The sequence below is a fragment of the Cytobacillus gottheilii genome (genome assembly GCF_001636345.1).
Lineage (GTDB): Bacteria > Bacillota > Bacilli > Bacillales > Cytobacillaceae > Cytobacillus > Cytobacillus gottheilii.
The window spans coordinates 2,450,095-2,477,093 of record NZ_KV440945.1 but is presented as its reverse complement, the minus strand read 5'-3'; the positions used below and the strand labels follow the sequence as shown (position 1 = coordinate 2,477,093).

Below are 26,999 nucleotides of genomic sequence, written 5' to 3'. Positions count from 1 at the left end.
TTGTAGCTAGACAAATTTCTTAATAGATTATTTTTTTATTCTTAATTCTAAAGGAAGTGAAATCATGCAGTTAACTCTTAACGCAAAGGGGCAAAATGCCAGTGTGATGTCTTATTTACTGGCTAAAAATCCAAATAATATATATGAACGAAAACAGAAGGGGCATTATGTTCGCCTTTTTTACAGCAGGTTTTCAGAAGAAGAGACAGAGGTCACCATTTTTGTGACACCTGATCCAATTGAGCTGACGAAAAATTCATCTAGTACATACGATATTACACATTATATTAATGACCGCGAATTTGCCGTAAGCAGCATTTTTTGTTCGTTTATTCGGACTGCACTTGGAACGGCTTTAAATGGCCAGCCTGCTGATGAATATAAAAAGTGGGTAGATGAGCCATTCGATTTTCAAGTTGATTTTGGACCTATTGCATCTAGCTTATCTGATAAAACACTGTACAAACTGTTTACACCAATAGGATTTGACGTGCTGATAGTAGAAGGAGAGGCCAATTATCAGTTTGAGCTTAAGAAACGCAGCACAGCACGTTTTGTCACTTTAACTGGAAAAACAACCTTGCAGAGAGTTTTAAGACAGCTTTTTGTACTCATTCCTGTCATCGATGATTATAAGCACTATTATATTGATGAAAAAGAGATAGAAAAGCTGGAGCGCTATGGAGAAGGCTGGCTGGATGATCATCCATTAAAAGAGATGATCTTAAAGCAATCCCTGCGTTTTGAGGAAGTGTATATGCTAATCGACCAGCCCGTCAAGGATAAACATAAAGCGGAAGAACCAGTCAAAAAGCGCTTAAATGACATGCGCTACGAAAAGATTATTGAAACAATTGAAAACCTTCTTAAAAAAGAAACCATCGTTGATTTAGGAAGCGGCGAAGGAAAATTATCGGTTCGCTTAGGTTTCATTGAAGGTGTCAAACAAATTCTAGCTGCAGAACCTTCACAAATAGCCACAAAAAAAGCATTGGAACGCTTTGAGAAAGCTGCTAAAAAAGAGAGTTTCCTTATGCCAGAAAGAATTTGGAGCTCTTTGTTCTATTACGATGAGAGACTTGTGGGGAAAGATGTCATGATTCTTTGTGAAGTTATCGAACATATCGATTATGAACGTTTGCCAAAAATAATGGATACGATCTTTTCAGAATATAAGCCAGAAAGCTTGATCATTACAACACCTAACGCAGAGTATAATCAGGTTTACGAATTAGGAGACTCCTACCGTCATACCGATCATCGCTTTGAATTAGATCGAAAGCAGTTTCAAGAGTGGTGTGCAGAAAGAAGTCAGGATTACCCTTATAGTTTTACCTTTGAGGGCATTGGGGAAAAGCACGAAACTTTAGGAGCTCCCACTCAGCTATGTTTATTTACAAGAAAGGAGGAACGTGTATGAATATTTCCTTTCCAGTTGGATGTATCGCTCTCTTAATTGGCCCTTCAGGCAGCGGTAAAACTACCCTGCTTTCAAATTGGATTGAAAAGGGATCTATAAAATCATCCGAAAAAGTAAGTTCAGATGATTTTCGTGTTTTAGTAGGTGATACAGAATATATCGATTACAACAATCGTCCTAAAGCAGAAAGTGATGGCTTATTTAACGAGTATCAAAAGATTTCCCAAGCTGCCTTTAAGCTCTTGGATCAGACGGTTGAAGCTCGTGCACGTTTAAATAAAGTCACTATTGTAGATGCCACCAACCTTTATAGCGATGACCGCAGAAGATATATTGAAATGGCGAGCCGGCAGCATGTTCCGATCATCGCTATTGTTCTTGATATAAAGGAAGACACACTGATTTCCAGGGATTCAGTAAGAAAAGATCCTCGTGGGAAAAAGCGAATTAAGCAGCAGTACAGTACTTTTAATCGCGAAAAAAGGTTTCTTAAAAACGAAGGCTATACACGCGTTTATTATATGAAGGAAGAAGATCAGCAAAACATCTCGATAACTAGGGAGCAAAATAAACTAACGCTCAATGTCGCTGCAGGTTTGGATATCATTGGTGATATTCACGGCTGTTATGATGAGATGATGCAGCTCTTGGAAAAACTGGATTACAAGCAAAATGAAGAAGGATACTATGTTCATGAAGAGGGAAGAAAGCTTCTTTCCATAGGAGATGTAATGAGCAGAGGACCAAAATCGCTTGTGACGATGGAATTTTGGCTGAGACATATACAAGCAGGATATGCCTATATGATTGACAGCAACCATGGCTGGAAAATCGCGCGCTGGCTCGATGGTCGTAAGGTTACGTTAAGCCATGGAGATGAAAAGGTAGAAGAAGAGTTCAATGCATATGCTGAGGAAAAGGGAACAGAAGCAGCTGAAAAATTAAAAGCTGAATTAAAGAACCTCTTACTTTATGCACCTTCACATTATGCGCTTCAGCAAAATGGTGTAAATGTAGCGGTGTGCACACATGCAGGCATTAAAGATCATTATATCGGCAAAAGCTCGAAGCGAATTAGTGATTTCTGCCGATATGGAGATACAGACGGAGTAGATGAAAAGGGCAAGCCGATCCGGAAGGACTGGTTTATCCATCATCACTCTAGTGAATTAATTATTTGGGGACATGATCCAAAGCCAAAACCGCTCATTGTTGGTAATACAATCAATATTGATCAGGGAGCTGTCTTTGGGGGTGAGCTGACCGCCCTGCGTTTTCCTGAAAGACAATTTCTATCTATTGAAGCTCAGCATGACTATTCTGGAACAGACCAAAATCCATTAATAGAATGGAAAAAGAAACGTTTTGCTCCGCCAAATATCAGTAAATATATCAATGGATATACGGTTTCTCCTGAACATATAAAGGAGATAATGGTTGGTAGTGAATATGTTAAGCCGGCGATCGATGATGTGTCGCATTTTACGATTCCGATTGAACAGTTAGTTTATATACCGCCAACAATGACACCGCCTCCAGCTGCATCTTCTTTGGAGAATTACTTAGAGCACCCTCGAGAAGCGATCCAATATTATCGCAAACATGGTGTTCAAAGAATGATTGCTGAGAAGAAACATATGGGTTCACGTGCCATCTTGCATATTTTCAAAAACGCAGATGCCGGTAAACTCGCTTTTGGATATCCTTCCTTAGGGGTAATATACTCTAGAGCTGGAAGACGTTTTTTCAATAAGGAAGCTGAAAATATGATACTAACTCAACTATCAGAAGAACTGCAGCCTTACTTTGAAAAATATGAAACTGATTATGTCCTATTAGATGCAGAAATCATGCCATGGAATTTAAAGGCGAAAGAACTGATCAGCAAACAGTATGCTCATGTTGCTGAGCATGCGATATTAGACAGAAAGATGCTTTTATCGCAACTAAAAAAAGCAGAACATCCAGAAACAAAGATCTGGCTGGAGCAATACGAGCAAAAGCTCGAAAATGCGCAAACCTTTCAAAATGTTTTTCAAAAGTATTGCTGGGATCTTCATGACCTTGCTGAAATCAGCATTGCTCCTTTTCATGTCCTTGCTCACAGTAGTGGTGAGTTCTTTGATCAATCACATGAATGGCATATGCAGCAAAATCAGGAGCTTGCCCAGTTATCAAATCTCTTTACCGTGACAGAATATAAAATAATTGATGATGAACAAAGTGAAGTGGAAGCTATCAGCTGGTGGGAAAGTATGACAGAGGATGGTCATGAAGGCATTGTCCTCAAACCTGAATACTTTATGGTGAAAGAAAAAGGAAAGCTGCTTCAGCCAGCCATTAAGGTAAGAGGGCAGAAGTATTTGCATATTATTTATGGCATTGATTACTTAGAGCCTGCCAATCTAAAAAGGTTGAAGGAAAGAAATACAAACAAAAAGCAGCGGAATGCATTGAAGGAGTTTGCACTTAGCATGGAAAGTGTTAAGCGATTCATAGCAGGGGAGTCTATTGAACGTGTTCATGAATGTGTGTTAGCCTCATTAGCATTAGAAGCTGAACAAATAGATCCTCGATTATAATCAGAAAAGTCATCTTATGATGGCTTTTTTTGTTGGCAGCATGGCAAAGAGAAGGAATAATCTAAGCAGACTGATCCTTCTCTCATGTAAAGAAGAGCCGATATCCCAACATATTAGGAAATCGCTTTTTTCGTTTTAATTTTTATACCACATGCACATAAGCTGCTATGCTTTAGCTGTTTAATTGGTGTACGGCAAATTGTACAAATGTTTCGATTGTTTTTCATTATAATCACCTTTCTACAAATGTTTACATTGTGAACATTGTCCATATACTTCCATTTTATGTGTATGAATTTGAAACCCTGTTACACTTGAAGCAAAATCTTCGACTACTTTTAAATCCGGTAAGTTTAAATCAGCTATTTTTCCGCAAGTTTCACAGATTACATGGTAATGATGAGCTTTAAACAACTCAAATCGGCTAACACCATTTCCATATGGAAGCTCTTCGACAATACCAAGCTTTACAAATAATTTTACGTTATTGTATATCGTAGCAAGACTGATAATGGGAATTTTACTCTGAATGTCTTCAGCAGTTGGATGTCCATCAAATTCCATCATGACTCCTATTATTTGGATACGCTGTGGTGTGATTCTTAGACCCTTTTCTTTTAAGAAGGGAACAAGCTCCGTTATTCGTTCATCTTCCATTACTAATCAGCCTCTTTTTATAAAATAGGAGGAGCCAGTTAATTTATAACAGCCCCTCCGAAAAGAATTTTGTCGTTAAATGAGAATTGAGAAGATAAAATGAGAATTTAAAACATAGATTGTTGCTTTTGTTATTTTACTTCTTCACCAATTGATAATCCTAATCCTTCTGCTATCTTTGTTCCATATTCTGGATCCGCTTTATAGAAGTGCTGAATTTGGCGCTGCTTGATTTCTTCAAGTTTTACTTCTTTCATTGATGCCACAATGTTTGCAATTAGACGTTCACGCTCATCAGCATCCATTATGCGATACAGATCACCCGCTTGTGTGTAATGGTCGTTATGATCATATGAAACGCTTTCTGCCACACCATTAACAGCAAATCCTGAAGTTTGGTTTTCAGGTGTTTCTGCAGGACCATTAAAGCTGTTTGGCTCGTAATAGACAGAGCCTCCGCCATTGTTGTCAAAACGCATCTGTCCATCGCGCTGGTAGTTGGCCTGCTCGTTTTTCGGACGGTTAATTGGCAGCATGTTGTGGTTAGCACCCACACGGTAACGATGAGCATCAGAGTATGCAAATAAACGTCCTTGAAGCATTTTATCAGGTGAAGGCTCAATACCTGGTACCATATTGCCTGGTGAAAGCGTAACCTGCTCCACTTCAGCAAAATAGTTTTCTGGGTTTCGATCTAAAACCATTTTCCCAACTTCAATTAATGGATAATCTTTGTGAGACCAAACCTTTGTCACATCAAATGGATCGAAGCGATACGTATCAGCATCCTCAACAGGCATGATTTGAACCTTTAATGTCCAAGAAGGGTAGTCGCCATTTTCGATCGCATTGAATAAATCTTCTGTATGGTAGTCAGGGTGCTCACCGGCAATTTTAGCTGCTAATTGCGGATCCATGTTTTTGACGCCCTGGTCTGCAATAAAGTGATATTTTACCCAAACAGCATCGCCTTCTTTATTGACCCATTTAAATGTATGACTGCCATAGCCATTCATTGTGCGAAGACTCGCTGGAATCCCGCGATCACCCATTAAGTATGTCACCTGATGTAATGATTCTGGTGAATGTGACCAGAAATCCCAAACTGCGGTAGGGTTTTTAAGATGTGTTTTAGGATCTCTTTTTTGCGTATGAATGAAATCAGGGAATTTAATCGCATCACGAATAAAGAAGATTGGTGTATTGTTTCCGACTAAATCATAGTTTCCATCTTCTGTGTAAAATTTCACTGCAAATCCGCGCGGGTCACGAACGGTGTCAGCTGAGCCAAGCTCACCGGCAACCGTTGAGAAGCGGATAAACATTGGTGTGCGTTTGCCAACCTCTGAAAGAAAATCAGCTTTTGTGTATTTTGATAAATCGTTTGTTACTTCAAAGTAACCGTGTGCGCCAGCACCTTTCGCATGAACAACACGCTCAGGAACTCGTTCTCTATTAAAATGTGCCAGTTTTTCAAGCAAATGCACATCTTGCAGTAAAGTAGGTCCGCGACCGCCTGCTGTCATTGAATTTTGGTTGTCTCCAACGGGTGAGCCCCAGCTTGTTGTTAATCGATTATTAGTTGTCATTCAAATATCACCTCAAAAAATAGTTTCGATTGCTTATGAACTAATGATAACACTTATTACTCAAAAATCAATACTTTTTTATAATAATTATAAATAAAAACTTTTTATAATGTAGAATTCTTTTATAATTATTATTACACGAGCATAAGTCTATCAGTTATTTAAGCACATATTCTATTTATATTTTTTGAAGTATAGGATAGAACGATCTTTTTAAAAGATCTAAAAAGGTGGATGAGTGTTTGCGGCAATTAGATCATTTAATCTAAGTAAGAAGGGTAGTGTTTAGAACAATGTTACTAACTCTTAAATCTGCTATTCGGAACAAATATTAAAAATAATCTCAGTTAATTGAAGAGAATTATATTTGGTCTGTATTTAATATGAATTCCTATTTATGTGTATTAACTCTCTTGGTATTTGTAAAATTTAGACTTTATGGTAAGGTTTCATAAAGGAGGGTGAGGGTATGTTGCGTTTTCAAATGTGAAGAGGCTAACTAAATGTACTTTTTATTTCTTGTCATTTAGGAGAAAAATTAAAAGAACATTTAGGAGGAACAAATAATGAAGAAAAGCGATTTATTAGAAAAAATAAATAAAACGGCCCATAAGATGAAATTTTCAGGAACATTTTATGTGAAATCCAAAGAACTTAATTTAACAGAGAGTTATGGATATGCTAATCGATCTGAAAAGATAAAAAACCAATCCAAGACTCGATATGGAATAGCTTCTGGCTGTAAAATCTTCACTGCTATCGCCATTTGTCAGCTTGTTGAAGAAGGGAAGATTTCATTTTCTTCTAAATTGAATGAGTGCATTGATATAGACTTCCCTTATTTTGATCAAAATGTGACCATACAACACTTGCTTACTCATACATCTGGTATCCCAGACTATTTTGATGAAGAAGAGATGGATGATTACGAAGAGCTATGGGTTACTACACCTATGTATCATATAAGAGACCTGCAGGATTTTTTGCCATTATTCCAAAACAAAAAAATGCAAGATGCTGCGGGAAGGACTTTTCATTACAATAATGCTGGCTATATTGTCTTAGGGCTAATTGTTGAAAAAGTAAGCGGATTGATTTTTAGTGATTATATTGAAAGATTTGTTTTTCAAAAGGCTGGAATGATGGAGTCTGGGTATTTTGAAATGGATGAATTGCCTGCGAAAGTGGCGTTAGGATACGTGAAGAAACCTGATGGCGGCTGGAAAACAAATACTTACTCACTTCCAGCTAAATCCGCATCTGATGGCGGGGCATATGTTACAGCAGAGGATATGATTCATTTTTGGGAAGCATTACTGAATGGTCAGCTTTTAACACCAGAAATGACACAGACATTATTGAAGTCAACGGCAGAGATAGATGAAGGTCTGTTTTACGGCTATGGAGTATATATTCTTAAGGAAGAAGAAGCCGTGGTAAAATATATTTTGATGGGGTATGACCCCGGGGTAAACTTTCGCAGTGTATATTATCCAGATAAACAGCTTAGCATTGTAGTGTGCTCAAATGAGTCAGAAGGTGCTTATGAAATACTGAAAGAGATTGAGGTCTCTATTTAGAGGACTGACTATATTTTTTCCTGATAAATTAATAGAATTTTAATTTGATTTTAGTATTAAAGCCTAATTTCTTAGTTTTTTAATTAAGAAATTAGGCTTTTCAATTAATTAGAAATTTAGTTATGAATTCGTTCATTAGACTATAATTCTAAAGTCTATTACGAATAAAAAATATTAAACAGTTTATCTGACGATATCCATTATAATGGCTGGGCCCAGTCTGGCATTTTCATCGAACATAAAAGCTCAAGTTCTGTTTTTCTTTTATCAACATATGAGCTCACAGTGCGAAGTTCATCATCAATTACAGCAGGGTGGGTCATGACTTCAATCGATTCATATGGCAAATCTTTTAAATTATTAAATAGTTGGCCGTCAACACCATCAGCATAAAAATCTGTCCAAAGTGCCTGAGTTAAGAGAATATCAGATTCATCCTTAATTGATTCAGCGAAACGTACAGGAACCTTATATTTTTTTGCGAGCCGGATGATGACTTCTTTTAAATCAGGCCAGCCATGAACATGGTGGTGACTGTCAATATGGTGAAGAGGAAGTCCAGTTTTTTGGAATGCTTCAATCTGGGATTGCCATTCTTTTTCTACCACCTGAAGATCCTCTTCAGTGATTGTAGTGTCAGAGTTTTTGAATTTGAAAAGCCCTTTTTCATTTGTCAAGGAATCACTATCAGCAGCAATCGGCTTTCCCCAGGTCAGTACAAGATGAATGCCAACTTGTAAGCTTGGGTACAGCCGCGCTTGTTCAACAGCATATGATGCAGCAAGTCCATTCATCATCAGTGTTGCTGACTGAACTATTCCATTAACATGTGATTGTATAATCCCATCTGTAACTCCTTTTGTAAGTCCGTAATCATCTGCATTTAAAAGTATTTTCATATGAACCCTCCGATTTCTTATTGTTCCTCCGTGTAGTTTCTCTCAATGATAAAGTTCGTTTTATCTCCTCTAAAATAAGAACGGGAAAATTCTACGCGCCGCCCTGATGTGTCCAAAGCAATCGTTTCAAGGTAAAAACAAGGAAGATCACGTTTGCATTTTAAATAATTGCTCGTGCGTTCGTCTGCAAGAGTAATTTCAACATTTTCCGTTGTTTTAGCAATACGGACGGAAAATTGCTGTTTTAAAGAAGTATATAGGGATGATTCAGCATGTTCTTTAGTGATGCCTGGTGCGACTTCCCATGGAATATAGGAGATTTGATATTGTGTTGGTTCACCGTTGGCACCTCGTGTACGCTCAATTCGCTGAATTGGCGCATTCGCGCTAACCTCCAATACATTTTGCAGAAACTCATTAGCAGGAATCACTTGAATGCTGATGAGATGGGTGGTTGCTTGTTTTCCTTGCATGGCCACTTGATCACTATATTTTTTGACTGTCTGTGTGAGCGATTGACTCACTTTTGGATCGGCTACAAATGTGCCTTTGCCTTGGTGACGGACAAGATAGCCTTCTTGAGTGAGCTGCTGCAGTGCAGCACGTATGGTTGTTCTGCTGACATCAAATTCTTTGCAGAGTTTATATTCAGTCGGAAACTGCTCTCCATGCTTGTATTTGTTTGATTTAATTTGATTCATCAGCTCTTCTTTTACAAAAGCATGCAGTGATTGATTTTTTTCCATTATGGACCCCTATCTATGTAACATTAAATATAAAACGCATCAGAAAGCGCTAACAATTATGTTTTAAATATAGTTTACAAGTTAATACATTATAAAACAATTATATATAAATGTTATGACAAATCCTATATGATTAAGAACAAATTTTTTTATATAGATCTATTTCTTAGGCTGGGAGGAGTATAATGTAGGATCACCTGATGAAGAACATTGTTTTTTAGGAAGAATGTTTGCAAAGTCACAGAATTACCCAAAGGATTAAACATAAGTATTAAATGTCTAATCCTTCGGGCAGGTAGTTACTAATTTAAGATTAATTTGGTTTTCATTTTGAAAGAAAATAAACGAGGAATTTCGCTTATTTTGGAAAAAACATAACAATAGTTAAAAATAAAGGTACTAACTCCGGTTAAATGTCTCAAATGGCTTAATTTAGCTTTATTTTGAGGTGTTAATCGGAATTTCTCCCCTTATTTTTGCTTGTTTTGCTTCTAAAAACATACTAACCGGAATTTCTCCGTCTATCCTTGCACGCGCGTCACTATAAATTCTCCCTAACCAGTGGCATGCTCATGCAGCGCGGGCCTCCACGGCCTCTTGACAGTTCTGAGCTTTCAATTTCGATGACTTCAATTCCATGTTCACGGAGAACGTTATTAGTAACCGTATTGCGGTCGTAGGTAACAACAACGCCTGGTGCGATGGAAAGTGTATTAGAGCCATCATTCCATTGTTCCCGGGCAGCTGCAATCGGACATCCGCCACCACAGGGAATTAAAGTGATTTCTTTAAGATTTAACACTTCCTTTAATGCACTTGTTAAATCAGATTTCCTGGAAATCGCAAATTCGCCTTCTTCGCTTGTTTTTTCAAGAATATAGATATTAAGTCCGCCTTCTTCACTTTCAATCCCAGGATGATAAGTGAATTTGTCATAATCAACCATCGTAAACACAGTATCTAAATGCATATAAGCTCGTTTTTTCGGAATCTCAACTGCCATTACTTTCTTAAATGTATTGTTCTGTTTAAACACTTCTGATGCTAATTTTTCAATACCTTGGGCAGTTGTTCTTGCACTTACGCCAATTGCTAAAACTTCACTGCTTAAAACAAGCTGATCGCCGCCCTCCATTGAATAAACATCATTCCTGGAGAAGTACGTTTGTGTTTGAGCGTCTCGAAAGCGGGGGTGATACTTCATAATCGTATCAACAAAGATGGACTCACGCCTTCTGGCAGGCTCATACATACGATTAATGGAAAGCCCATTCCCAATGACCGCTGCTGGATCTCTCGTAAAATAAAGATTTGGCATCGGATCTAAATAAAACGGATAGTGCTCATTTGTTATTTCATGCAGGTGCACTTGCTTGCTTTTCGGAATTTTTGATTTAGGGACTCCTGACATGACGATGCTGACGAGCTCGTCTCCTCCTAATGATTGAAAATACTCTTTTACACTATCGTATGAGCCGTCTAAGTTTTCCAAGCCATCTTTTAAGATCTCATCCATAAAATATTGCCTTGCATCCTGATTCTGTACGGCTTCTTTCATTAAAACGTCAAGATATAGAACTTCGATGTCTCTATTCGTTAATTGTTGTGCAAAATAGTCATGTTCTTTTTGAATGATGGGAAGGTGTGGAGTATCATCGAATAATAGTCTTTCTAAGTATTGTGGCATTAAATGCTCGATTTCTAATCCTGGTCTATGTAGCATAACTGTTTTTAGTCTACCGATTTCTGAAGTTACATTTAATTGCTGCTGCATTCTATATTTCCTCCTAATTTCTTTCTATTTGAGCCGTTCCCTTCAAATTGGTAGAGTAAACAGATCAATTGCATGTATAAATATTCACCCCTTCCTTCGAAGGATAAAAGCGAATATTTTCACCAATAGTATGGGATGGGAGCGTAAATTCATGCATAAGTCTCAGAAATTTATGTCCGCTATATATGTACAAAACAAAAAAATATGATAAAGTTATAAGTGGAAATACTCAACAGTATAAGGTTTTCGCTGTCCTCACAGAGAGGACAAATGTATTATTTGATTAAAAAATCGAATGGAGGCTAAATTTATGACAAGCAAAAAATTAGATTCATTCCTTGATGAAAATTTAAATGATCTAAAAGGCAGAGGTTTATATAATGTAATTGATCCATTGGAGAGTCCAAATGGTCCAAAGATCAAAATTAATGGGAAAGAACTCATTAATTTATCTTCTAATAATTATTTAGGACTGGCAACAGATGAAAGATTAAAGAAAGCTGCAAGAGAAGCTGTAGAAAAATATGGTGTAGGAGCAGGGGCTGTTAGAACGATTAACGGTACACTCGATATCCATTTGGAGCTTGAAGAAAAACTTGCACAATTTAAGTATACCGAAGCAGCAATTGCTTATCAATCAGGATTTAATTGCAATATGGCTGCTATTTCAGCTGTAATGGATAAAAATGATGCCATTTTGTCTGATGAATTAAACCACGCTTCGATTATTGACGGCTGCCGTCTATCAAAAGCAAAAATCATTCGATTCAATCATTCAGATATGGATGATTTACGTGCGAAGGCGAAAGAAGCAACCGAGTCAGGTCTTTATAATAAAATCATGGTGATTACAGATGGTGTTTTCTCTATGGACGGAGACATTGCGAAGCTGCCAGAGATTGTGGAGATTGCAGAAGAGTTCGACTTAATTACATATGTAGATGATGCACATGGTTCAGGCGTTCTGGGCAAAGGAGCGGGTACTGTTAAGCATTTTGGTTTATCCGATAAAATTGATTTCCAAATTGGGACACTTTCAAAAGCAATTGGGGTTGTAGGCGGCTATGTTGCCGGAAAGCAATCGTTAATTGATTGGTTAAAGGTCCGCAGCAGACCATTCTTATTCTCCACATCTTTAACACCTGCAGATATTGCTGCATGTATTAAATCAATTGAAATCTTAATGGAAAGCACCGAGCTAAATGAAAAGCTATGGGAAAATGCTAATTACCTTAAGGATGGCCTGAAAAAGCTTGGCTTTGACATTGGAGAAAGTGAAACACCCATAACACCATGCATTATCGGAGACGAAGTAAAAACGCAGGAGTTCAGCAAGCGCCTAAATGAAGAGGGTGTTTATGCAAAATCGATCGTGTTTCCGACAGTACCAAGAGGAACTGGCCGAGTAAGAAATATGCCTTCTGCAGCACATACAACTGATATGCTTGATGAAGCAATTGGTATTTATGAAAAAGTTGGCAAGGAAATGGGATTGATATAAAGAAATAGGTGAAGGGAAGGGAACGTGTGATCCTTCCCTTCTAACTGGTAAAGGAAAAGACTTGAAATTCCCTCGTCACTTTACCTTCCAAATTCCTTGGAACTTTCATCAAATAGTAAAAGTTTATTAATATCAATAGAGCTATAGAGCTTTGTCTTCACATTAGAAAGGGCTGGGGATGAGAATGAAACGAATAATGATTACTGGGGCATTAGGGCAAATTGGTTCAGAGCTTACAGTGAAATTAAGAGAAATTTATGGTGCAGATCAAGTTATCGCAACGGATATACGAAAAAATGAGACAGAAGCCGCTTTGTCTGGACCTTTTGAAATGGTAGACGTGACGGATGCACGGACGATGTTAGAGGTTGCAAAAAAATACAATGTTGATAGTGTAATCCATATGGCTGCCCTGTTGTCGGCAACAGCTGAAGCAAACCCTGTTTTTGCTTGGAATCTAAACATGGGCGGACTGATGAACGCTCTTGAAACGGCACGAGAATTAAATGCCCAATTCTTCACACCAAGCTCAATTGGTGCATTTGGACCATCAACACCTAAAGATCGAACACCTCAGGATACTATACATCGACCAACAACGATGTATGGAGTAAATAAGGTAGCTGGAGAATTGTTGTCAGATTATTATTTTCATAAGTTCGGAGTGGACACAAGAGGATTGCGTTTTCCTGGTTTAATTTCATATGTCACTCCTCCAGGCGGCGGAACAACAGACTACGCTGTGGAAATCTACTATGAAGCAGTTAAGGATGGCAAATATACTTCCTATATTGATAAAGGAACATATATGGATATGATGTATATGCCAGATGCTTTGGATGCAATCGTTCAATTAATGGAAGCCGATCCAAGTAAGCTAAAGCACCGCAATTCGTTTAACGTTACTGCAATGAGCTTCGAACCTGATCAGATTGCTGCAGAAATCAGAAAACATATTCCTCATTTTGAAATTACGTATCAGGTTGACCCTATTCGCCAAGCAATCGCTGATAGCTGGCCAAATTCCATTGATGACTCTGCCGCAGTCGAAGAATGGGGCTTCAAAGCCAACTTTGACTTACGGAAGATGACAGTGGATATGCTGGATAAACTTAAACAAAAATAAGTGATCTCATTCAGAGGTAAAACCATTCACAAATGAGTGTAATGATACAAAATAGAATAGATAAAAAAACAGGCTGACAAAACGGATTGTCAGCCTGTTTTTTTATAGAATGCCGTATTAGCAGCAATTTGACAGGGCAGAAGACCTCATGGTGATTGTTATGACAAATTAGCTTCATACGATCTCTCAAGTGATGAAGTATGCAACCAGTAATAAATAAGTAATTCCCTGATAACTTCCATAATCCTGTAATGACGAATGAATAGTAGAGAATTGGAAATATTAAGGATCTACAGTTCAAAAAAACAGCAAAGATTTAATGAACTAGAGATAATTTAAAGTAAGAAGGATGATATGTATGACTTATCAGGAAGGTTTAAATCAAATTGATAAAGCCACGGAAAGAATTGTTGAAGCGAACAGGTTAACGATGGAAGCAGTGAATAATGCTTTCTTGTTTACATGGCAATGGTGGATCGCGTTGGCAATGATTATCATTCCATGGGTTATTTGGTTAGTCTTTCGAGACCGTAATAGTTCAGCCCGCATTTTTGCTGCTGGATTACTATTAATGGTTTTGTCAGAAGTTCTTGATATTGTTGGAGTTGGTTTAGGAAAATGGGCGTACCCTGTAAAAGTTATACCTATTGCAACTGTCAGCTTTTCTTTTAGATTATCTCTTCTTCCGGTTTTTGCTATGCTTTTAATGCAAATTAAACCAAAATTAAATCCCTTTATAAAAGCGATTATCTTTGGGGTTTTTGGTGCATATATCGGGTTGCCTTTGTTAAGTGTAATTGATTTATATAAAAAAATTGATTGGTCCCTGCATTATTCATTTATAATCCTGACAATTATGTACTTACTCTCTCATTGGTTCAGCAGACGGAAATCCTTCCAAGCAGTAGAGTAATTTATTGAAACCAAAAATCTCAGAGCAAAGCTCTGAGATTTTATAATGGAATCTGCCGATATAGATTATTCATGAATGAAAATCAGCTTTTCTTTCGGATTCGTTACTCTCCCAATAATGGAGGAATGGATCAAGCCTGCCTGATGCAATTTCTCCACATATGTCTGCGCTTGTTCTTCCGGCATTGCGACTAGCAAACCGCCTGATGTAATCGCATCACATAGAAGAAGCTGTATATCTTGACCTATTGATCCATAATCGACATCGTTCAACAGCCACTTATGATTCGCTTTAGAACCGCCAGGCACTACTCCAGCCTCTGCCAGTTCTTTTGCACCTTCTAGCACCGGTACATGATCGACAGTGATTTCTAAGCTAACATTGCTTCCTTTAGCCATCTCGCTTCCATGTCCAAGAAGCCCAAATCCTGTTACGTCTGTAACTGCATGCGGCGAAAAATCCATCAGAATTTCTGCGGCTGTTTTATTTAATTCGGCCATAACTTCAGTAACTCTTTTTTCTTGCTCACTTGTAACAGCATTTCTCTTAATGCCTGTAGTTATAATACCCACACCAATTGGCTTCGTTAACACTAAAACATCACCAGGCAATGCGCCTACATTTTTCCATACTTTATCCGGATGTACAATGCCTGTAACAGAAAGACCAAACTTAGGCTCCTGATCATCAATAGAATGACCGCCAACTGTTACTGCACCTGACTCTTTTACTTTATCAGCGGCTCCTCTTAAAATCTCAGAGAGCATATCAGCACCTAGTTTTTTAACTGGATAGCCGACAATGTTTAATACCGTTTTCGGGTGACCGCCCATCGCATAGACATCGCTTAAAGCATTGGCTGCGGCAATTTGGCCGAACATATATGGATCATCTACAATTGGAGTAAAGTAGTCAATCGTTTGAATGAGGGCAATTGTATCCGTTAATTGATAGACTCCTGCATCATCTGATGTTTCATGCCCAACGAGCAGTTCTGGCACTTTTTCTTGCTTAGGCAGCAGACGCAAAACTTGCGCCAAGTCCTCAGGACCAATTTTGCAGCCTCAGCCAGCTTTTGTAGACAATGATGTCAGACGAATTTTTTCATGTTCACTCATGTTAAGCACCTCCATACAACAGTATACCTTTATTTATTCAAAAAATTAAAGCTAAAAAAAGTCTTAATGAAAAGCAAAAGCACATTCTTAACATGTATTTTACATTTATTAACTAGTAAAAAAATCTTAGTTATGATAATTTAATTTAGTTATTAAACAAACATAATCGCTAATACATAAGAGAGTTTAATACATATAAAAATAACTTGGGGGACATTTGTATGAAGAGCATCAAGATTAAACTGCTAGGCAGTTTTGCTGTTATTGTATTGCTCATGACTTGTATTGCTGTATTTAGTTTTTTAACCATTAATTCTATTTCAACTAGTTTAAAAAAGATAAATAATAACGACATGAATATGGTTGAAGCTGTTAATGAAATGTCATTTAGTGTAGCATACAGGGCAAAGATTGCCAGAGATTATATTCTCTTTGGAGATAACCAGTTTAAAGACAAATTTCTTAATGAGTCAGAAAAAGCGATCGAATTAGCACTTGAGCTTCAAGCTATGCTGACAAACAGAGAATCATCTGAAGCGTTAGCCGCAGCATTTACAGAAGCATTTGAGAAAACACAAAAGTGGCAAGATCTTGTGACAGATGAGATAATTCCTCTTTTTGATAGTGGAGATCTAGAAGGGGCCATTAGCTTAATGGAAGAGCTTTGCTTGCCATATAGTGAAGATGCAATTAATTCCTGGGTGAATGTAGTAGATGTTCAGAACGCTGCAACACAAACAGAAACAGCGCAAGTTAATGACCTGGCTTTAAGAAACTCCATTATGATTATTATTATCTCGATCATCGCAATTATTGGTTCAGCCATTATTGCCATTACCAATTCTGTGAAAATAACAAGACCGATCATTTCAGTGGTGCATAGACTTGAAGAGATAGCAGACGGAGATTTATCAGGCAGGCCATTGCAAACTAGATCCAAGGATGAAATAGGACGTCTGTTTCTGGCGATTAATAAAATGTCAGCCAGTTTAAAAAGATTGCTGGAGAAAGTCTCGGAAACCACAAAACAAGTTGCTGCTTCATCGCAGAAATTCAATCGTTCTGCTGAAGAAACCGTCAAGAGTGCAGAACAAGCTGCTGTTTCACTTCAAAATATAGCAGCTGGCGCGGACAGTTCAGCAGTAAGTGCAGAAGGATCAGTAAAAGCGATGACACGATTATCTGCTGGTGTCCAGCTTGTAGCAGAACCATCTGCAGCAGTCTCAAATGAATCACAAAAGGCTGCCCAGCATGTACAGAATGGGCATACATTAGTTGAAAATGCCATATCTCAAATGAATTCAATTGAAACAGCTGTAGCTTCAGGAACTAACCAAGTGGAGTTGCTCGGACAGAGATCAAGTCAAATCGGACACATTATCAATGTCATGAGAGAAATATCAGAACAAACCAATCTTCTCGCCTTGAATGCAGCAATCGAGGCTGCCAGAGCAGGGGAAAATGGAAAAGGATTTGCAGTTGTAGCTGACGAGGTGCGTAAGTTAGCTGAACAATCAAGTAAATCAGCTTACCAAATCGCAGAACTAATTACTCAAATACAAGATGACACAAACGAAGCTGTTCAATCGATGTTTCAAGGAAAACAAGAAGTAGAATCCGGCACAAAAATTATAAATGAAACAGGATTATCTTTTGCTGAAATTCTAAAATCAATTGGAATGGTTTCAGATCGAATGGCAGAAGTTACATTCTCAGCAGAGGAGATGGCTGCTTCAGCAGAAGAAGTAAATGAGACTATGGAATCCCTGGCATCTCTAGCAAATCAAACATCAAATCATACCGGCCACATAGCTGCTTCGTCTGAACAGCAGCTTGCTGTGATGCAAGAAATCAGTGCATCTGCCGCGGCGTTAAACAAGCTGGCTGAAGAACTTGCGAATGAATTGAATCACTTTAAACTATAATATTACTGTCTTTTGAAGGAGCTCTTTTCTGAATTAAAATTTTATTCAAGAAGCGGGATAAGAAGATGCAGAGGTCTATAAGTCTCTTTGCATCTTTTTTGGTTTGCATTCATTTTGATTATGCACGAAGAATAATTGGAATATTTCCATTTAAATCGTTTGTTTCAGAGTTTTACCCATAATACGAGGGTGTTTTCTGCTTATATTTTGAAGGTAAGTGTTATTTCGTCCCAAAGTTCTAGACTTTATATTTAAAAATCAAATCACACATACATACACAAAATTCATATCTGTCTTACCTGATTTAACGTAATTTTGGATAAACCTTTCAGCATCGTCAATACTAATAAAAGGGAGGATGATGTATGAAACAACCATTAATGGCTTCAGAAGTTGGCATTCTGTGGACTTCCTATCAAAACGACAGTATGTCTTGCTGTATCCTGTCACATATGTTGAGATATGCAGAAGATCAGGAAATAAAGAAGACAATAGAATCTGCATTAGACATTGCATCCATACATATTGAAAAACTGACCCGTTTATTCGAAAAGGAAAATTACGCTAAACCAACAGGCTTTACTGAGAAAGACGTAAATTTAAACGCACCACGGCTTTTTTCTGATGCTTTTTGTGTTACATATATTAATCACATGGCCAAAGCAGGCATGTTAGGCTATAGCGGCATGCTTGCTATGAGTGCAAGAGAAGACATTGTTGAATATTATTCAAAAGCACTGCTAGAAACAAGAAACTTATATGAATCAACCTTAAAAGTAATGATAAAAAATGGATTATATGTCAGAGCTCCTTATATTCCACTACCATCTGAAACAGATTATGTAGATTCGAGCCAGTATTTAAGCGGTCTTAACCCTTTTTCTAAGAAACGGCCATTAAATGCCATTGAAATATCTCATTTATTTCTAAACATTCAAACCAATTCAATTGGCGTAAAATTATGCTTGGCATTCGGACAGACATCACCTCGTACTGAAGTGCAGGATTTTTTGCTGCGGGGGAAACAGATTTCAGAAAAACAAATGGCTGTCTTTACCCGTACTTTATTAGACAATAATATTTCAGCTCCTACATCTCCCGACGAATGTGTAACAAAGACAACAACACAGATCTTTTCAGATCAATTAGTGATGTTTCACATGTCATTGTTAAGTGCTGCGGGAACAGGCAATTATGCGACAGCAGCTGCAGCCAGTCAGCGCAGTGATTTGGCCATCAACTATGAGCGATTGTCATTTGAAATTGCCAGGTATGCAAAACAAGGAGCCGACATTATGATTAAAAATAATTGGCTTGAACAGCCTCCTGGAACCATTGACCGAGAAAAATTGGTCAGAGATAAAGGCGAGGTATAACATTGTATTCATTCAATCACATTGCCAAAAGCTTTAAGTTGTACTACAATCTTAATTGTGAACGTTTAGTGAATTTTCACAGTATTAAGGAGGATTTAAACATGAAGCATACAGTTAAAATTGAATTTTGCATGATGTGAAACTACGCACCAAAAGCCGCGGGTCTCGCGGAAGATCTTTTTACACATTTTCGTGGAAACATCACTAGCCTTGAGTTAATTCCTAGCTCAGGTGGTGTATTTGAAGTGACATTGAATAATGAGAATATTTACTCGAAAAAGGAAACAGGTGTTTTTCCAAAATCACAGCAGATTATTGATCTAATAGAAGCATAAATGCTAGGTTAACCTTTCTTTATGAAGCTCTTTTGCTAAAATAAAGAAAGGTTTTTTATTAATTTAGTTATTAAAGGAGAAGATCATTTATTAAATGTCTTACAGTGTTTAAAATACAATAAAATTATTATGTTAACTAGAGTTTGGAAAAAGACTTACTCACTTATAATAATATATCTCTTTTTCCCATTGCCGCTCAGATTCTTGTCAATCCACACCTCAAGAATACCGTTAGCAAACTGGGCATGGACTCTTTTGTCTGCCACTCGAAAAGGCAATTCGATCGTCCGGCTGCAAGAATCTTTATTTTTCTTTTTCGCAGCTATTGTAATAATATGATCCTCTAATACAATGTCTATATCTTCCGGCTCCACATCCGGCAATAGAGCCTCAACAATAATATGTGTATGGGTTTCATATAAATCGATGCGAAATGTAAGTTGATCCATATAAGATGTCAGCGGATCAAGGAAAAATTGTTCCATCCACTTTTCTACCTCCGACATATCATCCTTTTTATGTTCATTATGGCCATTCATCATGAAACCTCCTCAACGATAATATATTCAGCTCATGCCTATGTGTGAAAAATGATATACTAAAGTTGCCACAGATTGGAGGGGACCGCGGTGAAAGAAGTATTAAAGAATATTCCGCCCATTCATGAATTATTAAAACATCATTGTTTTTTAGAGATAACAGAAAAATATAGTGTCGATACAGTATATGCTTCAAACCGGCTGAAATCCGTTATAACTGAAATACGCCGTCTCTTGCTGCAAGGTGAATGGTATGGTGCTGCACCTGGTAATGCCTTGTTTTATGATGAGATTTTTCAGCGTGTAGAGGAAGCCATTCAAACGGAGTTTCAATATACATTAAAAAAAGCGATAAATGCCACAGGCACCATCCTCCATACAAATTTGGGAAGAGCAAGAATGAGTGAGAACGCAATGAAGCATGTCGTTGAAACAGCTCAGTCCTATTCAAACCTTGAGTATGATTTGTTTAATGGTGAAAGAGGCTCGCGGCACGTGCATGCTGAAACCTTAATTAGAACGATTACAGGTGCCGAAGCAGCTATGGTTGTGAATAACAATGCAGCTGCAGTTTATTTAATCCTTAAGGCACTTGCTCAAGATAGCGAAGTGATTGTGTCGAGAGGACAGCTAGTCGAAATTGGCGGCTCCTTTCGTGTCTCATCCATAATGGAAGAGAGTGGAGCAAAACTGATTGAGGTAGGGACCACAAATAAAACACATTTAGCTGATTACGAGAATGCCATCCATTCAGAAACAGCTATGATCATGAAAGTACATACAAGTAATTTTAAAGTGATTGGTTTCACAAATACTGTTGGAACAAAGGAGCTTGCTCACTTAGCTTCAGAGAATAATATCTTGTTTTATGAAGATCTTGGCAGCGGCGCTTTATTTGATTTCCGAAGTAAAGGCATTGGAGATGAGCCTACTGTAAAGGAAGTATTAGCACAAGGCGTCCATCTTGTATCTTTTAGCGGTGATAAACTGCTTGGCGGGCCGCAGGCGGGTATTATTGCAGGGAAAAAGGAGCTCATTCAAAAGCTGAAAAGGCATCAGCTAGCGCGTGTGCTAAGAGTAGATAAGATGACATTAGCTGCACTTGAAGGCACATTAATGCATTATGCAAAAGGGGGAGAGGAGCTAAATAAGATTCCTGTCCTGCGTGATTTGCTGGTTCCATTAAATCTTCAGCATGATCGCGCGCTTCGCTTCAAGGATAAGCTCGCTGCTTTAACTTCTGTATATAAAGCTGAGATCTTTGAGAGCATCGCGTATGTTGGGGGAGGAACGATGCCTGACGTTGATTTGCCATCCTGCTGTATAGCCATACAGCATCAAACCAAGTCAGCCATTCAGCTTGCAAAAGCACTCCGGAACGAAAAACCTGCCATTGTCACTCGCATTAAACACGAAGAGCTGCAAATCGATCTTCGAACAGTTACCGATGAAGAAGAGCAGATGATCCTGCAAGCCTTAAAAGTCATTCAATAACAGGGAATTAATCATACAATAGGAAAAGCGATGTCGAAAATGACATCGCTTTTGTATTTATGGTTTTTTACATATCATGATGTGAATTGTGCTTTTGTCTGGAATGATTGCGGTTTTTCACCTTTTTAGATCCTCTTAATGGCTCAGGCTGGCCGTGCTGATCTCCTTTAGGTGCATTTTTTCGCATATCCTTGCCGTCATTTTTATTCATTACCATCCCTCCTACTTATAGGATGGAAAACACAAAGAAAATTATGCGGAATATTTTCGAGGAGGACTGCGCAATTTAATGTTACAAATCAAATAAGGAGGAAATATCATGCCATATCATAAAGATAAACAACAGGCATTTCAGGCTGCACAGCAAGGTCTCGAGGATGCCCAAGAATTATATTATGAGATCGTACGCGATTCTTCAGCATATGGTCATCAGCTCAAACATCTTAAACAGGAAGTAAATGAAGCATACGAGCAAATTCAAAACGCACTTGAAGTTGCTTCTGATGGTCAGAGGGAACAGCTGGAAAGATTCCAGCAGGATCTGACATCGATGGTAACTGAAGTAAATGAGATTGAATAATAGAGAATGAGGCAGCCGATATAAAGCTGTCTCTTTCTTTTTTATTTTGCCTCAAAACAAAAAGGACAGCAATTTGTCCTTTTTGTTTTACGCTATTGGTTTTTCTTACGCTTCTTATTGTTTTGCTTCTGTTTCTCTGTCAATGGTTCATTAGCAAATTCTTCGTTATAGCCAACTCCCATGCCTTGGCCTTTTGCCGCGTTCATTCCAGGTATCAGATGATTCGATTTTCTTTTTGCCACAATCATCACCTCCATCTTCATTTTATGTAATTTTTGTCGTTTTATGTTGCAAGAAAATACCAGCTTAAATAATATGCCGAAATAATAAAGAATATTGAACAACGAATAGTATCTAATTGAAAAACACTATCAATTAAAGCTTTGAATCAAATTCTGAATTGATAATACGCTTTATCATAAGTAAAACTTATCAAAAACAATAACTTTCTTGTTATTTACTTATATATAGGGTTGTATTAATATAAGAATTGTGAGAAAAGTAGGGATGGTTCAAAATTCAAACTTTTCGACAATTACCTAATAATTGTTATATGATGAATACGAGTTCGAATCGAGGGGGAAATCGTATGGCTAAGAACGATGTTTTTAATGCCCGCAAATCTTTTGACATTGACGGGAAGCGTTACCATTATTATCATTTGGGCGCACTTGAAGAGGCTGGCATAGGAAAAGTATCTAAACTGCCTTATTCTGTAAAGGTGCTATTAGAGTCTGTCCTTCGTCAGTATGACGGACGTGTTATTACAAAAGAGCATGTTGAAAACTTAGCAAAATGGGGAACTGCAGAAGTACGTGAAGTAGATGTGCCATTTAAGCCGTCTCGTGTTATTCTTCAAGACTTTACAGGTGTTCCGGCTGTTGTTGATTTAGCTTCATTAAGAAAAGCAATGGCAGATATGGGTGGAGATCCTGACAAAATCAATCCTGAAAAACCGGTTGATCTTGTTATTGACCACTCTGTTCAAGTTGATAAGTACGGCACACCAGATTCACTTGAAGCAAACATGGTGCTTGAATTTGAACGAAATGCAGAGCGTTACCAGTTCTTAAGCTGGGCACAAAAAGCATTCGATAACTACCGTGCAGTACCGCCTGCAACTGGAATTGTTCACCAAGTAAACTTGGAATTCTTAGCGAATGTTGTTCATGCACTTAAAACAACAGAAGGCGATTTTGAAACATTCCCGGATACATTAGTTGGTACTGACTCACATACAACAATGATCAACGGAATCGGTGTTTTAGGCTGGGGTGTTGGCGGAATTGAAGCAGAAGCAGGTATGCTAGGGCAGCCATCTTACTTCCCTGTACCTGAAGTAGTTGGTGTAAAATTAACAGGAGAACTTCCAAATGGTGCTACAGCAACAGACCTTGCTTTAAAAGTAACACAAGTACTAAGAAGCTTTGGCGTTGTCGGCAAGTTTGTTGAGTTCTTTGGACCTGGAGTACCGGCACTGCCGCTTGCAGACCGTGCGACAATTGCCAATATGGCACCTGAATATGGCGCAACTTGCGGATTCTTCCCAATTGATGCAGAATCACTCGATTATATGCGTTTAACAGGCCGTTCAGAAGATCAAATTAAAATCGTTGAAAAATACTGTAGAGAAAACGGTTTATTCTTCGACCCGGCATTAGAGCCTGTTTATACAGACGTTGTTGAAATTGATTTAACTGCAATCGAAGCAAACCTGTCTGGTCCTAAGCGTCCGCAGGATTTAATTCCGCTTTCAGTTATGAAAGAAGAATTTAATAAAGCGATCACAGCTCCACAAGGGAACCAAGGCTTCGGCTTGGATAAAAAAGAAATTAATAAAGAAGTAAAAGTTGAATTCCATAACGGCGATTCAACCGTAATGAAAACTGGTGCTGTGGCAATCGCTGCGATTACAAGCTGTACAAATACATCTAACCCTTACGTATTAGTTGGTGCAGGTTTAGTTGCGAAAAAAGCAGTTGAACTTGGATTAGAGGTACCAAAATACGTAAAAACTTCTTTAGCACCTGGTTCAAAGGTTGTTACAGGTTATCTTCATGATTCAGGCTTGCTTCCATATTTAGAGCAGCTTGGTTTTAACCTTGTTGGATATGGCTGTACAACATGTATCGGTAACTCCGGGCCATTACGTGAAGAAATTGAGAAATCAATTGCGGATAATGATATGCTTGTGACTTCAGTATTATCTGGAAACCGTAACTTTGAAGGACGTATTCACCCGCTTGTTAAAGCAAACTACTTAGCTTCACCGCCATTAGTTGTTGCTTATGCACTTGCTGGTTCTGTGGATATTGATCTTCAAAACGATTCTTTAGGAAAAGGCAAAGACGGAAAAGATATCTTCTTCAAAGATATCTGGCCAACAACTGAAGAAATTAATGAAGTTGTTAAGCGTACCGTTACACCTGAATTGTTCCGCAAAGAATATGAGCATGTATTTGATGATAATGCTCGCTGGAACGAAATTAAAACGAGCAATGAGCCATTATACAGCTTTGATGAAACATCAACGTATATCCAAAATCCTCCGTTCTTTGAAGGATTAACACCTAACGCTGATGAAGTAAAACCACTAAGTGGTTTACGCGTTGTAGGTAAATTTGGTGACTCAGTAACAACTGACCACATTTCACCTGCAGGGGCAATCGGCAAAGATACACCAGCAGGAAAATACTTGCGCGAAAATGGCGTTGAGCCTCGCGACTTTAACTCTTATGGGTCTCGTCGAGGTAACCATGAAGTCATGATGCGCGGTACATTTGCAAATATCCGTATCCGCAACCAAATTGCACCAGGCACAGAAGGCGGATTCACTACTTACTGGCCAACTGGTGAAGTAACTTCAATATATGATGCATGTATGAAATACAAAGAAGATGGAACTGGCCTTGTTGTTTTAGCTGGAAAAGATTACGGAATGGGATCTTCCCGTGACTGGGCAGCAAAAGGTACAAACCTTCTTGGCATCAAGACGGTAATTGCTGAAAGTTATGAGCGTATCCACCGTTCTAACCTAGTGCTGATGGGTGTGCTTCCGCTTCAATTCAAAGCTGGAGATAGCGCTGAATCACTTGGATTAACAGGTAAAGAGGAAATTTCAGTACAAATCGACGAAAGTGTTCGTCCTCGTGATTTCGTTCAAGTCACTGCAACGGACGAAGATGGCAACAAATTAACGTTTGAAGCACTTGTTCGCTTTGATTCTGAAGTTGAGATCGATTACTACCGTCACGGCGGTATTCTGCAAATGGTTCTTCGTGAAAAGCTTGCTAACTAATAGAATTATGCTAAACACCATGTGAAAAATCACATGGTGTTTTTCTCTTTTTTTTGGAAAGAATAGGTGCAAAGCACAAATAAATTCTAGAAAGAAGGGAAACACCATGCTGAAAAAAACTCTATTTTTGCTTTTTGGTTTCTTCGTTTTCATATCTGGTCAAGCCTCTGCACAAAATGAATCTCCACCAGAAGATCGGCTGCCTGGCCTAAAAATTGGCACTGCAGCACCAGATTTTTCTCTTAAAGACTTAAATGGAAATATAGTAAAGCTTTCAGATTATAAAGGAAAAAAAATCATGCTCAATTTTTGGGCAACATGGTGCCCGCCATGTAAAGCAGAGATACCTGCAATGGAAAAGTTTCATGGTGAAGTGGGAGAAGATGTCGTCATCCTAGCCGTCAACATTGACGCTCGCTATAATGTAAAGGCCTATGTAGATAAAATGGGCGTTACCTTCCCAATTCTTCTCGACGAAAAGGACCAAGTCAATAATGATTATCAAATTTTGACCATCCCAACAACCTTTTTCATCGATAAAAAGGGGATCGTTCGCCATAAATACCTAAGTGCCATGCCAATTGAAATCATGCGGGAATATAGCAGAGATCTGTAATTTAACACAAGGGAAACACCTAAAAAGGAGTTTCCCTTTAATCATAAAAAGCAAGTTAATTTTTTTATAAGATGCCAATATTTTTGTAAATATTTCATTTCTCTTTTAAATTTTCGAAAAGTTGTAATAATTAAAGCGGTTTCAGGACATAATAACTGTTACAATATGTTTAAAGGAAGGTGAACCTTATGCGAAAACCACGTAAGCGCTCTTTTGCAGAATTGGTTTCTGAAAATAAGCGACAATTACTTAAAGATCAAGCCGCTATGGAGAAAATAGAAGCTAAGCTAGAACAAAAACGTTTAAATAAAGCTGAATAAGCAGGATTTGCCTTTCATACCTTCTCCTCTAATGTACATACTGTAAATGAGGGGGGATAAACAATGGGCAATCCAAAAAAGCATTCACAAGGTTTCAGACCAAGTCATACTGGAACACAAAGCCATTCTGCAGGTGGCAATAAAGGGAAGCAGATGCAGGATCAATCCGGTCAGCATCCTCAAGTCATCCAGACAAAAGGTGAATAATAATTGAAACTAGCCGGCCAATTTATCGAAATGGCCGGCTTTTATGTATCCAATTATTAATACCAAAGAAGTTTGTTGCTTCCATCCACTCATTTCCTTCATTATTTCTCACAGTTCCTTCACACACTACTTATTGAAAGCGATCTAACTTCAGGGAGGTAATTTGAATGGCATTTAACCGTAAATCTAACCCAGATGACCGCAGTGATAATGTTGAAAAGCTTCAGTCCATGATTGTTCATACCATTGAAAATATGGAAGAAGCTGAACATGCGATGGAATTTGCAAATGAGGACGAGCGTGCAAATATTGCAGCTAAAAACGAACGTCGCCGCAATAGCTTAGAAGCATTTCGTGCAGAAGTAAAAGATGAAGCAAAACATAACAAGTAATAGCTTTCATAC

Annotated in this window: 24 protein-coding genes and 1 pseudogene; 16 read left to right on the top strand and 9 right to left on the bottom strand. The window is 38.1% G+C overall.

All coding sequences use genetic code 11. The features are described 5' to 3' along the window. Nucleotides 1-64 precede the first annotated feature (64 nt). Both A6754_RS11945 and A6754_RS11940 read left to right on the top strand, forming a co-directional pair. Nucleotides 65-1,420 (top strand): 3' terminal RNA ribose 2'-O-methyltransferase Hen1, encoded by a 1,356-nt coding sequence (locus A6754_RS11945; RefSeq protein WP_066445661.1) that lies wholly within the window; start codon nt 65-67, stop codon nt 1,418-1,420. Then, nucleotides 1,417-4,002: an AAA family ATPase gene (locus A6754_RS11940; protein ID WP_066445658.1), complete on the top strand. Its 2,586-nt coding sequence runs from the start codon at nt 1,417-1,419 to the stop codon at nt 4,000-4,002. Before A6754_RS11945 ends, A6754_RS11940 begins: the two co-directional genes overlap by 4 nt. Before the next feature lie 240 nt (nt 4,003-4,242). Here the strand turns inward: A6754_RS11940 and A6754_RS11935 are convergent, their stop codons facing one another. Next, nucleotides 4,243-4,659, bottom strand: a complete 417-nt coding sequence (locus A6754_RS11935; protein WP_066445656.1) for a Fur family transcriptional regulator — start codon at nt 4,657-4,659, stop codon at nt 4,243-4,245. 131 nt (nt 4,660-4,790) lie between these two features. Next, nucleotides 4,791-6,248, bottom strand: a complete 1,458-nt coding sequence (katA, locus tag A6754_RS11930) for a catalase KatA (RefSeq protein ID WP_066445654.1) — start codon at nt 6,246-6,248, stop codon at nt 4,791-4,793. Between the two features lie 566 nt (nt 6,249-6,814). Here katA and A6754_RS11925 point away from each other — a divergent pair. After that, entirely contained in the window at nt 6,815-7,828 is a 1,014-nt protein-coding gene (locus A6754_RS11925; RefSeq protein ID WP_066445653.1) for a serine hydrolase domain-containing protein, read from the top strand. Nucleotides 7,829-8,028: 200 nt separating this feature from the next. Here A6754_RS11925 and chbG read toward each other — a convergent pair whose 3' ends face one another. The 3 genes from chbG to arcA all read right to left on the bottom strand — a co-directional run bounded on the left by chbG (nt 8,029) and on the right by arcA (nt 11,247). Further along, the gene (chbG, locus tag A6754_RS11920; protein ID WP_066445644.1) at nt 8,029-8,727 is read right to left on the bottom strand and encodes a chitin disaccharide deacetylase; all 699 of its coding nucleotides are present in this window, start codon (nt 8,725-8,727) and stop codon (nt 8,029-8,031) included. Nucleotides 8,728-8,744: 17 nt separating this feature from the next. Beyond that, a complete protein-coding gene (locus tag A6754_RS11915) occupies nt 8,745-9,473 on the bottom strand; it encodes a GntR family transcriptional regulator (protein WP_066445638.1) in 729 nt (242 codons plus the stop codon). A 541-nt stretch (nt 9,474-10,014) separates the two neighbouring features. Then, on the bottom strand, nt 10,015-11,247 hold the full coding sequence (arcA, locus tag A6754_RS11910; protein WP_066445634.1) for an arginine deiminase: 1,233 nt from the start codon (nt 11,245-11,247) through the stop codon (nt 10,015-10,017). 310 nt (nt 11,248-11,557) lie between these two features. Between arcA and A6754_RS11905 the strand changes: the two genes are divergently transcribed. The 3 genes from A6754_RS11905 to A6754_RS11895 all read left to right on the top strand — a co-directional run bounded on the left by A6754_RS11905 (nt 11,558) and on the right by A6754_RS11895 (nt 14,787). Further along, nucleotides 11,558-12,748, top strand: a complete 1,191-nt coding sequence (locus A6754_RS11905) for a glycine C-acetyltransferase (RefSeq protein ID WP_066445629.1) — start codon at nt 11,558-11,560, stop codon at nt 12,746-12,748. Between the two features lie 184 nt (nt 12,749-12,932). Further along, nucleotides 12,933-13,874: an L-threonine 3-dehydrogenase gene (locus tag A6754_RS11900; protein ID WP_066445628.1), complete on the top strand. Its 942-nt coding sequence runs from the start codon at nt 12,933-12,935 to the stop codon at nt 13,872-13,874. Nucleotides 13,875-14,232: 358 nt separating this feature from the next. Further along, nucleotides 14,233-14,787, top strand: coding sequence for a CBO0543 family protein (locus A6754_RS11895; protein WP_257297484.1), 555 nt, complete (start codon nt 14,233-14,235; stop codon nt 14,785-14,787). Nucleotides 14,788-14,852: 65 nt separating this feature from the next. On the opposite strand, the gene selD is transcribed toward A6754_RS11895, so the two are convergent. Continuing rightward, nucleotides 14,853-15,905 (bottom strand): selenide, water dikinase SelD, encoded by a 1,053-nt coding sequence (gene selD / locus A6754_RS11890; RefSeq protein ID WP_082851674.1) that lies wholly within the window; start codon nt 15,903-15,905, stop codon nt 14,853-14,855. Between the two features lie 221 nt (nt 15,906-16,126). Between selD and A6754_RS11885 the strand changes: the two genes are divergently transcribed. From A6754_RS11885 to A6754_RS22980, 3 genes and pseudogenes are all read left to right on the top strand, one after another. Further along, nucleotides 16,127-17,830, top strand: coding sequence for a methyl-accepting chemotaxis protein (locus A6754_RS11885; protein WP_066445625.1), 1,704 nt, complete (start codon nt 16,127-16,129; stop codon nt 17,828-17,830). A 365-nt stretch (nt 17,831-18,195) separates the two neighbouring features. Then, nucleotides 18,196-19,206, top strand: coding sequence for a DUF3231 family protein (locus tag A6754_RS11880; protein WP_066445617.1), 1,011 nt, complete (start codon nt 18,196-18,198; stop codon nt 19,204-19,206). A 152-nt stretch (nt 19,207-19,358) separates the two neighbouring features. Next, nucleotides 19,359-19,541: pseudogene (locus A6754_RS22980) on the top strand (Rdx family protein); the annotation flags it as partial. A 155-nt stretch (nt 19,542-19,696) separates the two neighbouring features. Here A6754_RS22980 and A6754_RS11875 read toward each other — a convergent pair. Next, nucleotides 19,697-20,080: an Hsp20/alpha crystallin family protein gene (locus A6754_RS11875; RefSeq protein ID WP_066445614.1), complete on the bottom strand. Its 384-nt coding sequence runs from the start codon at nt 20,078-20,080 to the stop codon at nt 19,697-19,699. Nucleotides 20,081-20,170: 90 nt separating this feature from the next. On the opposite strand from A6754_RS11875, the gene selA reads away from it, so the two are divergent. After that, entirely contained in the window at nt 20,171-21,574 is a 1,404-nt protein-coding gene (gene selA / locus A6754_RS11870) for an L-seryl-tRNA(Sec) selenium transferase (RefSeq protein WP_066445612.1), read from the top strand. A gap of 67 nt (nt 21,575-21,641) precedes the next feature. On the opposite strand, the gene A6754_RS11865 is transcribed toward selA, so the two are convergent. Then, the gene (locus A6754_RS11865; RefSeq protein ID WP_066445609.1) at nt 21,642-21,785 is read right to left on the bottom strand and encodes a small acid-soluble spore protein P; all 144 of its coding nucleotides are present in this window, start codon (nt 21,783-21,785) and stop codon (nt 21,642-21,644) included. A 108-nt stretch (nt 21,786-21,893) separates the two neighbouring features. Between A6754_RS11865 and A6754_RS11860 the strand changes: the two genes are divergently transcribed. Next, complete coding sequence (locus tag A6754_RS11860; protein ID WP_066445601.1) at nt 21,894-22,154, top strand: hypothetical protein; 261 nt, start codon at nt 21,894-21,896, stop codon at nt 22,152-22,154. Between the two features lie 92 nt (nt 22,155-22,246). On the opposite strand, the gene sspO is transcribed toward A6754_RS11860, so the two are convergent. Then, entirely contained in the window at nt 22,247-22,396 is a 150-nt protein-coding gene (gene sspO, locus A6754_RS11855; RefSeq protein WP_066445599.1) for a small acid-soluble spore protein SspO, read from the bottom strand. Nucleotides 22,397-22,743: 347 nt separating this feature from the next. On the opposite strand from sspO, the gene acnA reads away from it, so the two are divergent. From acnA to tlp, 5 genes are all read left to right on the top strand, one after another. Next, nucleotides 22,744-25,452, top strand: coding sequence for an aconitate hydratase AcnA (gene acnA, locus A6754_RS11850; RefSeq protein ID WP_066445597.1), 2,709 nt, complete (start codon nt 22,744-22,746; stop codon nt 25,450-25,452). A 106-nt stretch (nt 25,453-25,558) separates the two neighbouring features. Further along, the gene (locus tag A6754_RS11845) at nt 25,559-26,068 is read left to right on the top strand and encodes a peroxiredoxin family protein (RefSeq protein ID WP_066445593.1); all 510 of its coding nucleotides are present in this window, start codon (nt 25,559-25,561) and stop codon (nt 26,066-26,068) included. A 188-nt stretch (nt 26,069-26,256) separates the two neighbouring features. Beyond that, nucleotides 26,257-26,388 (top strand): FbpB family small basic protein, encoded by a 132-nt coding sequence (locus tag A6754_RS11840; RefSeq protein WP_066445591.1) that lies wholly within the window; start codon nt 26,257-26,259, stop codon nt 26,386-26,388. A gap of 63 nt (nt 26,389-26,451) precedes the next feature. Beyond that, a complete protein-coding gene (locus tag A6754_RS11835; RefSeq protein WP_066445588.1) occupies nt 26,452-26,595 on the top strand; it encodes an acid-soluble spore protein N in 144 nt (47 codons plus the stop codon). Between the two features lie 167 nt (nt 26,596-26,762). Next, entirely contained in the window at nt 26,763-26,987 is a 225-nt protein-coding gene (gene tlp, locus A6754_RS11830; RefSeq protein WP_066445585.1) for a small acid-soluble spore protein Tlp, read from the top strand. Nucleotides 26,988-26,999 lie beyond the last annotated feature (12 nt).